Source organism: Bacillus cereus group sp. BfR-BA-01453, from assembly GCF_022662915.1.
In the GTDB taxonomy this organism is placed as follows: domain Bacteria; phylum Bacillota; class Bacilli; order Bacillales; family Bacillaceae_G; genus Bacillus_A; species Bacillus_A paranthracis.
The window spans coordinates 82,276-97,307 of sequence record NZ_JAKUEN010000003.1; the positions used below are offsets into that span (position 1 = coordinate 82,276).

The window sequence follows — 15,032 nt, forward strand, 5'->3', positions numbered from 1 at the left end:
GGTAGTAAATTGAACAGTAATGAAAAATTATCTTTGAATAAAGGGATGGTAAGACCAGAGAATATTGGACCTACTTTTCCGGTTCTTCCGCCAATTTATATTCCAACAGGAGCAACAGGAGCAACAGGAGCAACAGGAGTAACGGGAGCAACAGGAGCAACAGGAGTAACGCGAGCAACAGGAGCAACAGGAGTAACAGGAGTAACAGGAGCAACAGGGACAACGGGAGCAACAGGAGCAACAGGAGTAACAGGGGCAACGGGAGTAACAGGGACAACAGGGACAACAGGGACAACAGGAGCAACAGGAGTAACAGGGGCAACAGGTCCAACTGGCGTTATTGGCCCCATAACAACAACTAATTTATTATTTTACACTTTTTCAGATGGAGAAAAACTTACATATACAGATTCAGATGGGCTAGCTCAATATGGTACAACTCACATATTATCTCCTGATGAGGTTTCGTACATTAATTTGTTTATTAATGGAATACTTCAACCACAGCCATTATATCAGGTTAGTACTGGCCAGCTAACTTTATTAGATAATCAACCACCACCACAAGGTTCTTCAATTATTTTACAATTTATCATTATTAATTAAAAAAGACAGATTCTTAAATAAGAAGGATCTGTCTTTTTGCTCTACATTAAAATAGTTAAAACTAAGTGACGATAAATTCGATTGTAATTGGAATTCCACCGTCTAATGCATCTCCGCCAGGAATTGTAATAGCACCAGTAGGTCCAGTAGTAACACTGGAGTTCACACTAGGTTGAAGAATGCCGTTTACATATAAGTTGTAATACGTAAAAGTCGGAAAAGCAGTTGCAGTAGTGCCAGCATCGTTTAAACAAGCTGTAGCAGCAATTGCAAAAGCTGCACCTGTTCCTGTACCAGCTCCTAATGTAGATGTAAATCTTCTAGATGCCATAAATGGTTGAATAATTGGCAATTAATTCTCACTCCCTATATTGTTTTTTGGGAACGAAGTATACAATAACTTGTCCACTATATTGTATGAGAGTTTTTGATAATAGAAACGGCTTTATGATAATAGAGGGAACACAATTTAAGTAAAGATATTATTGTTATTTATTTGAAAAGGTGGTGTTATTACTTATTATTTGTAAGTTATTGGTTATATGCTAATGCTTAGTTTTAATATTAAAATGTGCTTTTAAACCTAAGAGATAAACGTGGAAAAATAAAATAAACTTTTAAGTTTAGGTGTTTAATCTAAGCAGTCAATTATTAAAAACATATAATTAATATGTGAGTCATGAACATAATTAAATATCGTTCTTTCAGTTTAATTATAATTCATGTTTCCTATTTTAAGTGAATGAAACCGATACACAATTTTATAGTTCTTATAATAGGAAAACACTCAAATATAAAACAAGTAAGGAGGACATAAATGACAAACAATAATTGTTTCGGTCATAACCACTGCAATAATCCGATTGTTTTCACTCCAGATTGCTGTAACAATCCACAAACAGTTCCAATTACTAGTGAGCAATTAGGTAGATTAATTACTTTACTAAACTCTTTAATAGCGGCTATTGCAGCGTTTTTTGCAAATCCAAGTGATGCAAACAGATTAGCTTTACTCAATTTGTTTACTCAACTATTGAACTTACTAAATGAATTAGCACCTTCTCCAGAAGGGAATTTCTTAAAACAATTAATTCAAAGTATTATTAATTTACTACAATCTCCTAACCCAGATCTAGGTCAATTACTTTCTTTATTACAACAATTCTACAGTGCTCTTGCACCATTCTTCTTCTCTTTAATTATTGACCCTGCAAGTTTACAACTTTTATTAAACTTATTAACTCAATTAATTGGTGCTACTCCAGGAGGAGGAGCAACAGGCCCAACAGGTCCAACAGGTCCAGGAGGCGGAGCAACAGGTCCAACAGGTCCAACAGGTCCAGGAGGCGGAGCAACAGGCCCGACGGGAGCAACAGGCCCAACAGGGGATACAGGTCTTGCGGGTCCAACAGGTCCAACAGGAGACACAGGTTTAGCAGGAGCAACAGGTCCAACAGGAGCAACAGGCTTAACAGGAGTAACAGGTCCAACAGGAGACACAGGAGCAACAGGAGCAACAGGTTTAGCAGGAGCAACAGGCCCGACGGGAGCAACAGGCCCAACGGGGGCAACAGGTTTAACAGGAGCAACTGGTGCAACTGGTGGCGGAGCTATTATTCCATTCGCTTCAGGTACAACACCAGCTCTCTTAGTTAATGCGGCATTAGCTAATACAGGAACTCTTCTTGGATTTGGATTTAGTCAGCCTGGCATAGCTCCAGGTGTGGGAGGAACTCTCACAATACTACCAGGTGTTGTAGGTGATTATGCATTTGTAGCACCACGTGATGGAATTATCACGTCATTAGCAGGATTCTTTAGTGCAACAGCGGCGTTAGCTCCATTAGCACCTGTTCAAATTCAGATGCAAATATTTATCGCACCTGCTGCAAGTAATACGTTTACACCAGTAGCGCCACCTCTATTATTAACACCAACATTACCAGCAATAGCAATTGGTACTACAGCAACAGGAATCCAAGCATATAATGTTCCAGTAGTTGCTGGGGATAAAATATTAGTATATGTTTCATTAACAGCAGCAAGTCCAATAGCTGCAGTTGCTGGATTTGTAAGTGCAGGTATTAATATCGTTTAATTTGTTACATTTAGTAGGAAATTAAACAGGGGTTTGCATATAGTCCTTCCTAATAAATTTAGGAAGGACTATATTTTTTGGGGAAAATAAGTAATAAATAAATTGAACAATTACTCTTTGTTAAGTTCGTATAAAAAGTATAATTTACCCTATCTCATTTAAGGAATAAGTTATGTAACTTTAAAAATTTCCAATCAGCAAAAAAGATGAATTCTTTTAAAAGAATTCATCCATAAAATAAACTATTTATTTTTATTACAGTTACATCCTTTTTTCTTTACATAGCCTTGCTGAGTTAAGTCTCTTTGCGATTGGGAATTGGAAGATTGAGAATTGGAAGATTGAGAGGATGCTGAAGAGCTACTATTTTTATTATAAGAGTAGTTTTTTCGATAGTTATAATTACTCATAGTACTATCACCTCCAATTTAATATATAAATATTATATGTATGTACACTATCAATTGTTACTATTTTTAATAGGAAGAGAAGATACAATAAAAAAATCTCCTCGGCATTTTCCTAGGAGATAAATGATGATTCTTTTGAAAATTTACAAATTAATAGCCCCAGTAAAGAGGAAAGTAGTAAGAATCTTGGTGATACGGATTATGTTGTTGAGCGAGGGGCTGGGTTGGATAATTTTTCATTTCACGGTTTTGATTGCAGTTTGCCGGAGGACCAATTACTGTAGTGGATTGAATAGGGGAAACCGCTTGTTTCCATTGTTGTTCATTGAGACAGTAAGTATGGGCCATCATATGAGCTGGAGTTAACCTTAAAATGTCAGAGCCGAAAATAACTTCTGGAGTTGGAGCATTAAAAATAGCTAATAAATGAGTATTATCTGCTGTAGCAATTTCATAATGCCACCACGCTTGTGGAATGTTGGCAACTTGCCCGGGTTTTATCGGTAAGTTTAATATTTGATTCGTAAATGGATTAAGTAAAGAAACAACAGCAGACCCTGAAATACAATAAACAAGTTCAGCTGCATTTTGATGAATATGTGGTTCTACAACATTTCCTGTACTTAAATAAATATCTAATAAAGAAGTATTTTCTAAAGTATTTAATTGTTTAATACCAAGTACATTTATATAGTTTTGGGCATCTTTCCGAAAAAAATTACTTTTATTTAAATCATAAGTAAAATTGGTTGAGGGGGAGGTATAGTCGATGTTGGCAGTCAATTGTATTATCCGCCTTTCTATAGGTAAGTTAGGTTACAAAATTAGGATATGTGTCTAGTCTTTGTTTTGTGCTGTTGTTGGTAGCTTAATAAATTCACTTATTCCATAAAGAATAAGGTGTTAAGACCAAACTATATTCGTATTCCCATTCATACTTTGGATTGATGGAAAAAAGTAATGAAAATGTTAATTTAAAATTACATCAATTATTTATAAGGAGTGAAGGTTCATGTCATTTAGTGAAATGATTAGAAATGAAGTGCTTGGCTGGGCAGGTGTCTCTGAAAAACCGCATCGATTTGGCGGCATTGAAATAAATTATGGCAAGAAAGAACTTGGTCATCTGCATGGAGATAAGTTAGTTGATTTACCATTTCCAAAGTTAAAGCGGGATGAATTAGTAAAACAAGGATTGGTCAAACCACATCACGTATTACCTGAATCAGGATGGATAAGTTATTATATAAAGAGTGAAGAGGATATACCATTTGCAATTGAGTTATTTCGTATGCAATATGACCGAATAAAAAAATAATGAAATAAAATAGATGAGTAAAAATATATTTTTATGTCACATCCCTCCTTAATCGTTCGTCTTGTATGTAGAACGATAAGGAGGGATTTTATTATGAAGAAATTTGATGTAGCCATTGTTGGTGGTGGGCTTGCTGGATTAGCAGCATCTATATATTTAGCGAAAGCTGGAAAGAAAGTTATTGTATTAGAAAAGTCTAATCATTTAGGTGGTCGAGGGATGACTATAAATAAAAATGGCATTTGTATGAACCTTGGTGCACATGCTTTATATAGAGGAGGGGAAGCGTTTATAACTTTTAATGAGTTAGGTATAAATCTTCCAGGTGGAATCCCATCTACAAAAACACACGGAATATGGAAAGGAGATATTTTCACCATCCCAACAGATTTTCGCTCAATTTTATCAACACCGTTACTTTCATGGTCTGCAAAAACTCAGTTTTCTCGTCTTATGATTCATTTAGGAAATTTAGATGTAGGAAAAGTTCCCCAAATGAGTCTAACTACATGGGCAGAAAATGAAATTAAAGATCCAATGGTTCGAAATATATTTTATGCATTATGCCGAACAACGACATATACGTATGCTCCTACAATACAATTAGCATCTTCAGTACTAAAGCAGATACAGCTTTCTATGAAAGAAGGAGTACTTTATGTAGATGGTGGTTGGGAGACGATAATAACAACTTTAAGGGATATAGCGAATACGAATGGTGTGCAATTTCTAGCTAAAAAGCATGTTTTGAAAATAGAGCATTGTGAAGGTGAACAAAGAATATACTGTTTTGACGATGCAGTATTTGAAGCAGATGCAGTTATTGTAACAACCCCACCGAAAGAGGCTTGTAAAATGATAAGAGGTGCTGAAGGAACAAGTTTGCAAAGGTGGAGTGAACAATCAGTACCGGTTACCGTTGCTGCATTAGATATTGGTTTGAGACGATTACCTAATCCGACACATCAATTTGCATTAGGGTTAGATCAGCCTATATTTTTTACGAATCAATCAAGAGCAGCTAAATTAAGTGATGATGGATCAATTACAGTGAGTTTAATTAAGTACCATAATCCTGTACTAGAGATGAAACATACTCATGAAGATAAAGAACTGTTAGAAAGTACAATGGATTTGCTACATCCAAATTGGAAAAGAGAAGTTGTTGCACAGCAATATTTACCGAAAATAACAGTAGTATATGATTTTCTTCATATAAACCGAGTTGAAAAACCAGGTCCTAATATACCTGAAATGCCAGGTGTTTATGTAGCAGGAGATTGGGTAGGGCATGATGAAATATTAGCTGATGCTGCAGTGGCAAGCGGAAAACGTGCAGCTTTACACATTTTAAAGCATTCCGAAAGTGAGGTAGTTCATCATGGAAACGGAGCATTTATATGAAGCATATCAACCATTATTATTTTCATTAGCATACAGAATTCTTGGGAGTGTTATGGATGCTGAGGATATCGTTCATGACGTTTTTATCTCGTTAAATAAAATAGAGGACGTTCAATCTATAGAAAATATGAAAGCATATTTATGTAAAATGGTAACAAATCGATCAATTGATAAATTACGTTCAGCAGCACATAAACGGAACGTATATGTCGGAATGTGGTTACCAGAACCATTTGTGGAAGAGACTGATGACCCATCAGAGTCATTTGTAATGAAAGAATCAATTTCTACGGCATATTTATTACTTTTACAACAATTGTCTGAAGTAGAGAGGGTTGTTTTCATATTAAGAGAAGTTTTCGATTATGAGTACGAAGAAATCGCTTCGATTGTTGATAGGAGTAGTGCGAATTGCCGGAAAATCTTTCAACGTGCACGAAAAAGTATTTTAGATAAGCCGAAGCAGTCAAAGTTAAGTACGAAACAAATGGCTGCTTATGTGGAAAAGTTTGTATCATCATTACAATGTGGAGATGCGCAAGGCATGTTAGAAGTATTAAAAACAGATGCGATATTGAAAGCTGATGGTGGTGGCAAAGTTACAACTGCAATTCATCCAATTTATTCTGCAGATAGAATTATTCGTTTATTCTCTGGAATTAGAAGTAAGTTCCCATCAGCGTACAATGTTGATTATAAGATAGTAAATGGTGCCCCAGGTGTTATTGTTAAAGTGAAAAACAAAGTGACTTATGTACTTTCATTCACATTTGAGAATGAGAAAATCTCAAATATTTATATGATGGTTAATCCTGAAAAACTTATGCACTTAAATAGAATAGTATAAAAAAGACGCATTTCTTTAGAAGTGCGTCTTTTTATTATTTCTCTAACATTTCAAGAGGTACGTCTTTTTCGCCAGCTACCTCAAATTTAATTTCCCCGTCTTCTTCATAAATACGTGAAATAATCGGTATAGTAATCATTAATTTTTTATGTTGCTTTCGCTTTCGAGCGGCATCTAAGCTAATCACGTTCATTGTAAGCATCCTTTCTTCTAATAAATATATAAACAAAAGAAAATGCGTCCGGAAAGGGCGCTTAATTGAATTTGAAATACCGATTCATTTAAATGAGGTTTATATGATTTAACAACTGCAATTGAAATAAAAATAGTATGAATGGAATAATTGCACGTAGAAATTAACTTTACCAAAAAACGAAACAATATGCTATAAAAAATTGCAAATCTTTATCATATAACGAGAAAAAGGTTTTCGTTTCGCATATAATGAAAGTAGACGGGCAACGAGAGCTTTCTCATCATATTGCTTTGGAAAGGCGATGAAAAGAATGGATACGTTAGATTCATTATTACTTCAACTTGAACAATATGGAGAAGAGCATGATCGAAATAAAAAAACACGGGAAGAAAAACTACGGAATATTTCTCGTGAGATGGGGCAGTTTTTATCAATTTTAGTAAAAGGGTGTAGCGCAATAAATATTTTAGAAATTGGAACTTCTAATGGTTATTCTACATTGTGGTTAGCTAATGCGGTAGAAGAAACAAATGGAAATGTAACAACTGTGGAGCTTTCTTCAGAACGAGTTGGAGAGGCACTTGTCAATTTTGAAAAGGCAAACTTGTTGCAAAGGATTGATGTTCATAATCAAGAAGCAGGGGCATTTTTAGATGCGCAACTAGATCATTCATTTGATTTTATTTTCCTAGATTCAGAGCGTACGCAATACATGTGGTGGCTTGAGCATATAAAACGCATTTTACAACCAAAAGGTTTTCTAGTTGTTGATAATGCAACCTCTCATGCAAGTGAATTAGCCGAGTTTAGAAAAATGATTGAAGAAGATGAAATGTTTGAAACGGTGTTATTGGCATTCCAAAATGGAGCGTTTGTAGCGCGCAAGAAGAAATAGGACTGAGCGTAATATAATTATCACATTGTAAAAGGTGTATGTCAAAATATTGAGTACAGAAGGATAGGAAGAACATAATTTATATAACATACGAAGAATCGGCCTTCAGCATGTTGTTCTCTAGGTCTTAAGTCTGAGGAAAATTATGTTGATTACAGGTATACTTATAGTAAGAAACAGGGAATGACTGCATAAACAGACATTTCTAAAAAAATCAATTTCAAGCAGTCAGAATGCATATGAAATACGATATAATAGATGAAATATAGTGCATATAAATTCGCACATATAAATAAAGGAGCGATTTTGTTGACTGAACTCGAGAAAAAAGAACCTGTATCGGTTGTGAAAGATAATAATGTAGAAGTAGTAGTGGATACAGTTATAAAAGATGAAGAATTAGAGGAACTGAATAAAGAAGCTGATCTTTATGTACAAAAGTTAAATAGCGAGCAAAATACAGATTTATCAAAAGTATTGTCTCAGCTAGGAGATTTAGGGGATAAAGAGCAACAAGCAGCAGGACAAACGTTATCAGCATTAAAACGTCCTGTCACAGCGATGATGAATGGAAAGAACGAAGAAATTCCAAATACATTGTTAGAGTTACGAAAAGTGGTATCAGAGCTTGATCCGAATTCATTAAAAGCAAGTGGTATGAAAAAAATTATGTTTAAAGTATTCAAGAAAAATCCACTTGAAACATACGTGCATAAATATCAATCTATAGATAAGCAAATTGAGGAGATTATAAGATCGCTTCTAATTGGTCGTGATAATTTACAAGAAGATACAGTCGGTCTTGAAATGCTTAAAGAGCAATCACACGATAAAATTCACGCGCTTGATAAGCAAGTATACTTAGGGAAAAAACTTGCTGGCATGCTGGAAGCTGAGAAACAAAATCCAGAACGTCAAAGGGATATTCCATTAATTAATGATGCATTAGAAAAGATTTTAGTGCGTACGCGCAATATGCAGCAAGCGAAAAGTGTGTTATTACAATCTATCGCATCAGTAGACATTATTAAGAAAAATAATGAAAAGTTAACAGAGGCAATTCGTAATGCAATTACGATGACGCAAAACGTTGTAACAGTTTCTGCTGCTATCCAGTTAGCATTAACAAATCAGCGTAAAACAATTGATGCAGTGAATGCAACAAATGAAGCAATTGAGTCTATGGTATTAAGTAATTCTCAGGCATTAAAACAAAATACAGAAGAAACAACGAAATTACTTGAAAATCCTGCAATTAGCATGGATAAATTACGTGAATCATTCCAAAACGTATTTGCTGCAATTGAAGCTTCTGAAAAATCGTCAGAACGTATTATCGAGTCAAGTAAGAAGTTTGTTATTGAACTAGACACATTTAATGATGAAATGAAACAAAAACTCATTCAGCGCCCAAGAAAATAGCAGACTTTTAGAGGAGGTGAAAAAATGAGTTTTATTCAAACTGTATTATTACTACTAGGTACATTGTTTTTAATCGCATTTACTGTCGTTGTTTTAGTTGTATATTTCGGACGTAAACTGTATTTTTCGTGGACGAAGCCATATAAAAGAGCACACGATTCTTTAGATAAGTTATCGAATAAATCATTACCGTTTCTACAAGAATTTACACAACATCCACTCTTTTATCGTTGGATTCGTACGGAAGGAAAAAAAGAACAACATATATTAAATACGCTTTTCTGTGCATCAGGTCAACGTACGAGAGAGCAAGTATTCTCAATGTTACCGAAAGAAAAACAGAAAAAAGTACATGTAATGGCAAAAACGACGAAAAAGCTTACTAATGAAGATATTGATGTAGCAGCGATGAAAATAAAAGATTTTTTAAGACAAGAAACGCAGCAAACAGTAAAACCGACAGATTTATCGTTTTATAAATTGTATTTTTATGATCGATATCCAGATGCATTAAATACAATTCAAGCGTATAAACGCTCAATAAATCCTTCATTACAACGAACGGTTGATGATATTACAATTTCAGTATTAAATGCTTTGCCATATTATCAAGAGCAGCGTATGTTTGAACAGCAACATAAACTTGAAACGTTCTTAATGAAAGATTTAATAGCGATGCTATCGTTAGTCGTACAATTACCACCTTCACAACGGCCAGAAAAAGAAGAGGAATTAAAAGTCTACTTGCAAAATTTCCAAAAAGAAATGGAAGAAGTAGAGCGAGATATTCGTGACTCGATTGATCACGATTTGAATGTGAAGATGAGAGTAGCGACTGAGAAGTTTAAGAATAAATAAAAAAGGCGCCTTAAAGCTATAATACTTAGCTTTAAGGCGTTTTTTATTACCTGTTATTTTGCTGTAACGGTAGTATGAATAGATGCAACACTTTCATTATGCAATCGATCAACCGCAGTTACTACATACGTATATGTTTCTCCAGGGATAGCCGTTTTATCTACATAAATTTCTCCAGGTTTTGTCTTTCTTACAGTAGTAAGTAAATTTTTCGGATTTTCTATATTCACTTCACTTTTTCCATTCGCGCGGTAAATAGCGTAATAAGCAGAATCATTCTCTCTATTATCAATGATACCTAAAGCAATACCTTCATCTCTTGGAATTGCACCTTTTAAAGTCGGTTGTTTTGGTGGATCATGATCAAGCCAAGGCATAGAGGGGATTAATGCAGGATATTTATATATGTCTTTTGAGAGTCTATCTTTAATTCCTAGTGGATTGTTATTAATATCTTTCAAGCTAAAATGCATACTACCTTTTATTTCAGGATATAACCGATTTAATTCAATTTGTCTTGGATATTCTTCTGGATTAGACCAAGCTGGGACAGAATTATTATTAATTTTATAGGCCGCCTGACCGATGTATAGGTGGATCGGTTTATTATTTGTTTCTTTTACCCACCAATCTACTAATATGTCATATGCAGCGGGAGTGAAACCTATATTCCAATATATTTGCGGTGTAATGTAGTCAATATAACCTTTTTGTATCCACTCACGTGTATCAGCATAAAGATCATCAAAGTTTCTTTGGCCGGCAGTTGTGTTTGAGCCAGTCGGATCATCAGCTATATTTCGCCATACGCCAAATGGGCTAATGCCAAACTTTACGTATGATTTTTCTTGTTTGATAGTAGCATTTAAATCTTTTACAAGCTCATTTACGTTGTCACGTCGCCAATCTTCTATATTTGTAAATTTACCGTTATTATATGTTTCATACGTTTTTTGATCGGGGAATTGTTCACCCGCCACTTTATATGGATAAAAATAATCATCCATATGTAATGCATCAACATCGTAATTTTGTACGATTTCTAAAGCACCTTCAGTTATAAACTTTTTTACTTCTGGAATACCGGGGTTGTAATATAATTTTCCGCCATAAGGTACAACCCAATCCGGGTGCTGTCTTGCAGGGTGATTATTTGATAATCGATTTATATCAGTGTGATTCATCGTTATTCGATATGGATTAATCCATGCGTGAAATTCTATATTTCTTTTATGTGCTTCTTCAATCATAAATGCTAGTGGGTCGTATCCGGGATCTTTTCCTTGTGTACCGGTAATATATTCAGACCAAGGGCCGTAATTGGAAGGATAAAAGGCATCAGCAGTTGGTTTTATTTGTACAATGACTGCATTCATACCAGTGTTTTTTACATCGTCTAATAATTTAATAAATTCTTGTTTTTGATTTTCAATTGGTAAGCCAGTTTTTGAGGGCCAATCAATATTAAGAACAGATGCGATCCATACAGCACGTAATTCGTGTTTTTTGTACGTAGTAGTTACTTCAGCATAAGTAAAGTGAGGGGAAATGAAAGAGAAAGGGATGAACAAGATGACGATGCAACATATCATAAATAAACGTTTAACGATCATGTATACGCCTCCTTATCATATGATTATCTAAGATAATATACGAGGCAAGGTTGGCCTTGCAATAGAGAAAATTGTATATTGAAACATTAATTTAATAGGAAAAATATTTTTAATGAAATTTACTTTCAGTATAACTAAATTCATTTACTACTTCATATGCTTGTTAGTAAAGTGAAACTTCCTTTCATTTGAAGGGGAATAAATTATAAGTATAGGAGGATTCATAAATGAAGGTTTTGTTCGTTTGTTCTGGAGGAATGTCCAGCGCAATTGTTGTAAACGCTTTAAAAAAGGAGGCGGAGAAAAAGGGTATGAACATGGAAGTGCATGCGATTGGAACAAATGAGGTAGAGGAAGAAGTAAAGAATGGCTGGGACGTTGTAATGGTTGCACCTCAAGTTAGACATCGATTTGATTCTGTTAAAAAATTCGCAGAAGAGGAATCTATCCCGTGCGGTATTATACCGCCGCAAGCATATACACCTCTTGGTGGACCGACTTTATTAAAGACTGTAAATGATTTAATTCGTTAGGGGGAACCGTTATGAATAAGTTTGTCACGTTTCTCGATAAAAACTTATCTGGACCGATGGCAAGACTTTCTGAACAGAGACATTTACAAGCAATCCGTGATGGAGTGATTTCAGCATTACCATTTATCATCGTAGGAAGTTTCTTTTTAATCGTAGCATTTCCACCTTTACCGAAAGATAGTTTCATATCCGTTTGGGCATTAAAGAATCAAACAAGTATATTAATACCATATCGGTTAACGATGTTTATTATGTCTTTATATATAGCATTTGGAATAGGATATAATTTGGCGAAAAGTTATAAACTAGATGCTTTATCAGGAGCACAGCTTGCAGTATGTTCACTGCTATTAACATTAACTCCTGAATTAATTGATAAAAAAGGATTTATGCTTCCGATGACAAACCTCGGAGGTCATGGATTATTCGTGACGATGATTGTTTCTATTTTATCCGTAGAGATTTTAAGGTTTTGTAAGAAGAAAAATGTAATGATTAAAATGCCAGAACAAGTACCGCCATCTGTGTCGCGTTCGTTTGAAGCACTTATACCTGCTGCATTCGTTATTATTATAATGAGTCTAGTAACTGTCGTTTTTAGCATTGATTTACACCATGTTGTTGATAAACTAGCAGCACCATTAGTAAAAGCTGGCGATAGTTACTTCGGTGTAATGATTCCAGTGTTTTTAATTACGTTTTTTTGGTCATTCGGAATCCATGGTGTGTCGGTTGTTGGAACTGTTGCTCGGCCATTATGGGAAGTATATCTAGGGAAAAATGGAGAAGCAGTTGCTAGTGGAGCAGATCAGTTGCCATTTATTTCACCAGAGCCGTTATATCAATGGTTTATATGGATTGGCGGTTCTGGTGCGACATTAGGGCTTGTATTAGCTATGATTGTATTTGGTCGATCAAAATATTCGAAAGCATTATCAAGAACTTGTATTGTTCCGGGTATTTTTAATATAAATGAGCCAGTCATATTCGGATTACCGATTGTACTAAATCCAATTTTAATTATCCCATTTATCATTACACCACTTGTAACGGCAACTGTTGCATATTCTGCAACTGCAATGGGATTTGTAACACCAACGCATATTATGCCGCCATGGACATTACCTGCTCCAATTGGTGCTTATTTAGCAACAGGTGGGGATTGGCGTGCGATTGTATTAGTTTTTATAAATATAGCAATATCGTTCCTTATATATTTACCATTCTTTAAAATGTACGACAAAAATATGCTTGAAATTGAGAAGAATGGTGAAGGCGAATCTGTTAATCCATAATCTTTATGCTTTAATTTATGAGTGATAGGTATTTTGCCTATCACTTCTTTCACATGAAGTCCAGAGAGGATGAAATGGAATGAATATAAAATTTAGTTATAAAGGTGTATTTTTATTATTATTTGGAGTGATATGTGCGAATTTACTTTTTGTGCCTTTATTAAGAATGCTACATCTATCACAAATACACAGTATATGGCTTGTTACAAGCATTGCGGCAAGCATTTTGCTTACAGTAGTTGTTTCTTTCATTGATGGATCGTTTGCATCGAAAGCTCAGTTGTTTTTTAGATTTATATTCTTTTCGATCGGTTGTACGTTTGTAACTTACATGATTGTTTTTTAATAAATAGGAGGTCACGCATGTTATGTATATTGCAGGTGTAATGTCCGGTACGTCATTAGATGGAATAGATGTAGCGCTCGTTCGTATAGAAGGGAGTGGTGTAGATTCTAAGGTTAAACTCATCCATTTTACTACAGTTCCATTTCGTAATGATATAAAAAGTGAAATACAACAAGCATTATCAATAGAAAATTCAAATGTCCAACTCATATGTAGTTTAAATTTTAAGTTAGGTTTATGTTTCGCCAACGCTGTAAAAGAAGTTTGTAAAGAGGCCAATTTTTCTTTGGAACAATTAGATTTGATAGGTTCTCACGGACAAACGATTTACCATCAACCAAAGCCAGAAGGGAATATGATAGCTTCCACATTGCAAATTGGGGAGCCTGCAGTAATAGCATATGACACGAACACGACGGTTATCTCAAATTTCCGAACGATGGACATGGCAGCAGGAGGACAAGGTGCACCACTTGTACCATATTCAGAAGTTATTTTGTATCGTGATCCAAGTAAAAATAGACTACTACAAAATATTGGTGGGATTGGTAATGTTACAGTAATACCAAGTCAAAAAAGTGATCAGAACGTTATAGCTTTTGATACTGGTCCGGGTAATATGATAATTGATGAAGTATGTCAAAGGTTATTTCAGTTGCCATATGATCAAAATGGTGAAATTGCAGAACAGGGTGAAGTTGTAGATGAAATTTTGACATATTGTATGAATCATCCATTTTTGAAAATGAATCCACCGAAATCAACTGGTAGAGAACAGTTTGGTGAAGAGTTTGTAAGTCAGTTATTGAAGCGGTATGAAAAGCATAGTAAAGAAAATATATTAACGACTGTCACGATGTTTACAGCAAGTTCAATTGTTCATCATTATAAGGAGTTTATTCTGCCGTATTATGAAATTGATGAGGTAATTTTAGGCGGTGGCGGCAGTTATAATAACACACTTGTTGAAATGATACGGTATGGATTGAAGGATGAAAAATGTACAATATTCATTCAAGAAGATATAGGCTATTCTTCAGAGGCGAAAGAAGCAATCGCCTTTGCCATTTTAGCAAACGAAACGTATCATCGTAATCCGAGTAATGTGCCGAGTGCAACAGGTGCAAAGAAAACTGTAGTTTTAGGGAATGTAACGTACCCTTCAATATGAAGAAAATGAGGAGAACGTAT

At 34.9% G+C, this 15,032-nt stretch carries 16 protein-coding genes; 12 read left to right on the plus strand and 4 right to left on the minus strand.

Annotation, left to right across the window (positions count from 1 at the left end):
* Positions 1 to 9 precede the first annotated feature (9 nt).
* On the plus strand, positions 10 to 606 hold the full coding sequence (locus MR070_RS07805) for a DUF4183 domain-containing protein (RefSeq protein WP_242260990.1): 597 nt from the start codon (positions 10 to 12) through the stop codon (positions 604 to 606).
* A 61-nt stretch (positions 607 to 667) separates the two neighbouring features.
* On the opposite strand, the gene MR070_RS07810 is transcribed toward MR070_RS07805, so the two are convergent.
* Positions 668 to 958, minus strand: a complete 291-nt coding sequence (locus MR070_RS07810) for a DUF4183 domain-containing protein (RefSeq protein ID WP_001121647.1) — start codon at positions 956 to 958, stop codon at positions 668 to 670.
* A gap of 465 nt (positions 959 to 1,423) precedes the next feature.
* Between MR070_RS07810 and MR070_RS07815 the strand changes: the two genes are divergently transcribed.
* Positions 1,424 to 2,704, plus strand: a complete 1,281-nt coding sequence (locus tag MR070_RS07815) for an exosporium glycoprotein BclB-related protein (RefSeq protein WP_242260991.1) — start codon at positions 1,424 to 1,426, stop codon at positions 2,702 to 2,704.
* A 560-nt stretch (positions 2,705 to 3,264) separates the two neighbouring features.
* On the opposite strand, the gene MR070_RS07820 is transcribed toward MR070_RS07815, so the two are convergent.
* A complete protein-coding gene (locus MR070_RS07820) occupies positions 3,265 to 3,897 on the minus strand; it encodes a cupin domain-containing protein (protein WP_242260992.1) in 633 nt (210 codons plus the stop codon).
* 229 nt (positions 3,898 to 4,126) lie between these two features.
* On the opposite strand from MR070_RS07820, the gene MR070_RS07825 reads away from it, so the two are divergent.
* The 3 genes from MR070_RS07825 (at position 4,127) to MR070_RS07835 (ending at position 6,683) form a co-directional block, all read left to right on the plus strand.
* Complete coding sequence (locus MR070_RS07825; protein WP_000010316.1) at positions 4,127 to 4,432, plus strand: luciferase domain-containing protein; 306 nt, start codon at positions 4,127 to 4,129, stop codon at positions 4,430 to 4,432.
* Between the two features lie 93 nt (positions 4,433 to 4,525).
* On the plus strand, positions 4,526 to 5,836 hold the full coding sequence (locus tag MR070_RS07830; protein WP_242260993.1) for a phytoene desaturase family protein: 1,311 nt from the start codon (positions 4,526 to 4,528) through the stop codon (positions 5,834 to 5,836).
* Positions 5,814 to 6,683, plus strand: coding sequence for a sigma-70 family RNA polymerase sigma factor (locus tag MR070_RS07835; RefSeq protein ID WP_000447082.1), 870 nt, complete (start codon positions 5,814 to 5,816; stop codon positions 6,681 to 6,683). Before MR070_RS07830 ends, MR070_RS07835 begins: the two co-directional genes overlap by 23 nt.
* Before the next feature lie 34 nt (positions 6,684 to 6,717).
* Here MR070_RS07835 and MR070_RS07840 read toward each other — a convergent pair whose 3' ends face one another.
* Entirely contained in the window at positions 6,718 to 6,876 is a 159-nt protein-coding gene (locus tag MR070_RS07840; RefSeq protein ID WP_001100983.1) for a hypothetical protein, read from the minus strand.
* Between the two features lie 304 nt (positions 6,877 to 7,180).
* Here MR070_RS07840 and MR070_RS07845 point away from each other — a divergent pair, with 304 nt between their 5' ends.
* The 3 genes from MR070_RS07845 to MR070_RS07855 all read left to right on the plus strand — a co-directional run bounded on the left by MR070_RS07845 (position 7,181) and on the right by MR070_RS07855 (position 10,054).
* Positions 7,181 to 7,774 (plus strand): O-methyltransferase, encoded by a 594-nt coding sequence (locus MR070_RS07845; protein ID WP_041184107.1) that lies wholly within the window; start codon positions 7,181 to 7,183, stop codon positions 7,772 to 7,774.
* A gap of 309 nt (positions 7,775 to 8,083) precedes the next feature.
* Complete coding sequence (locus tag MR070_RS07850) at positions 8,084 to 9,196, plus strand: toxic anion resistance protein (protein ID WP_000137416.1); 1,113 nt, start codon at positions 8,084 to 8,086, stop codon at positions 9,194 to 9,196.
* A 24-nt stretch (positions 9,197 to 9,220) separates the two neighbouring features.
* Positions 9,221 to 10,054, plus strand: a complete 834-nt coding sequence (locus MR070_RS07855; protein ID WP_242260994.1) for a DUF3974 domain-containing protein — start codon at positions 9,221 to 9,223, stop codon at positions 10,052 to 10,054.
* Between the two features lie 53 nt (positions 10,055 to 10,107).
* Here the strand turns inward: MR070_RS07855 and MR070_RS07860 are convergent, their stop codons facing one another.
* Positions 10,108 to 11,667, minus strand: coding sequence for a glycoside hydrolase family 10-like protein (locus MR070_RS07860; protein WP_242260995.1), 1,560 nt, complete (start codon positions 11,665 to 11,667; stop codon positions 10,108 to 10,110).
* 227 nt (positions 11,668 to 11,894) lie between these two features.
* On the opposite strand from MR070_RS07860, the gene MR070_RS07865 reads away from it, so the two are divergent.
* The 4 genes from MR070_RS07865 (at position 11,895) to anmK (ending at position 15,012) form a co-directional block, all read left to right on the plus strand.
* Positions 11,895 to 12,200, plus strand: coding sequence for a PTS sugar transporter subunit IIB (locus tag MR070_RS07865; protein ID WP_000865887.1), 306 nt, complete (start codon positions 11,895 to 11,897; stop codon positions 12,198 to 12,200).
* A gap of 11 nt (positions 12,201 to 12,211) precedes the next feature.
* Entirely contained in the window at positions 12,212 to 13,495 is a 1,284-nt protein-coding gene (locus tag MR070_RS07870; RefSeq protein ID WP_001032281.1) for a PTS sugar transporter subunit IIC, read from the plus strand.
* Positions 13,496 to 13,574: 79 nt separating this feature from the next.
* A complete protein-coding gene (locus MR070_RS07875) occupies positions 13,575 to 13,841 on the plus strand; it encodes a hypothetical protein (RefSeq protein ID WP_242260996.1) in 267 nt (88 codons plus the stop codon).
* 22 nt (positions 13,842 to 13,863) lie between these two features.
* Entirely contained in the window at positions 13,864 to 15,012 is a 1,149-nt protein-coding gene (gene anmK, locus MR070_RS07880; protein WP_242260997.1) for an anhydro-N-acetylmuramic acid kinase AnmK, read from the plus strand.
* The last annotated feature ends 20 nt before the right edge of the window (positions 15,013 to 15,032 follow it).

What these genes read in the sequence shown, in the direction of transcription:
- MR070_RS07835 (WP_000447082.1), top strand. Translation starts at nt 5,814, where the DNA reads ATGGAAACGGAGCATTTATATGAAGCATATCAACCATTATTATTTTCA.
- MR070_RS07860 (WP_242260995.1), bottom strand. Translation starts at nt 11,667, where the DNA reads ATGATCGTTAAACGTTTATTTATGATATGTTGCATCGTCATCTTGTTC.
- MR070_RS07870 (WP_001032281.1), top strand. Translation starts at nt 12,212, where the DNA reads ATGAATAAGTTTGTCACGTTTCTCGATAAAAACTTATCTGGACCGATG.
- MR070_RS07875 (WP_242260996.1), top strand. Translation starts at nt 13,575, where the DNA reads ATGAATATAAAATTTAGTTATAAAGGTGTATTTTTATTATTATTTGGA.
- MR070_RS07865 (WP_000865887.1), top strand. Translation starts at nt 11,895, where the DNA reads ATGAAGGTTTTGTTCGTTTGTTCTGGAGGAATGTCCAGCGCAATTGTT.
- MR070_RS07855 (WP_242260994.1), top strand. Translation starts at nt 9,221, where the DNA reads ATGAGTTTTATTCAAACTGTATTATTACTACTAGGTACATTGTTTTTA.
- anmK (WP_242260997.1), top strand. Translation starts at nt 13,864, where the DNA reads ATGTATATTGCAGGTGTAATGTCCGGTACGTCATTAGATGGAATAGAT.
- MR070_RS07845 (WP_041184107.1), top strand. Translation starts at nt 7,181, where the DNA reads ATGAAAAGAATGGATACGTTAGATTCATTATTACTTCAACTTGAACAA.
- MR070_RS07815 (WP_242260991.1), top strand. Translation starts at nt 1,424, where the DNA reads ATGACAAACAATAATTGTTTCGGTCATAACCACTGCAATAATCCGATT.
- MR070_RS07825 (WP_000010316.1), top strand. Translation starts at nt 4,127, where the DNA reads ATGTCATTTAGTGAAATGATTAGAAATGAAGTGCTTGGCTGGGCAGGT.
- MR070_RS07840 (WP_001100983.1), bottom strand. Translation starts at nt 6,876, where the DNA reads ATGAACGTGATTAGCTTAGATGCCGCTCGAAAGCGAAAGCAACATAAA.
- MR070_RS07830 (WP_242260993.1), top strand. Translation starts at nt 4,526, where the DNA reads ATGAAGAAATTTGATGTAGCCATTGTTGGTGGTGGGCTTGCTGGATTA.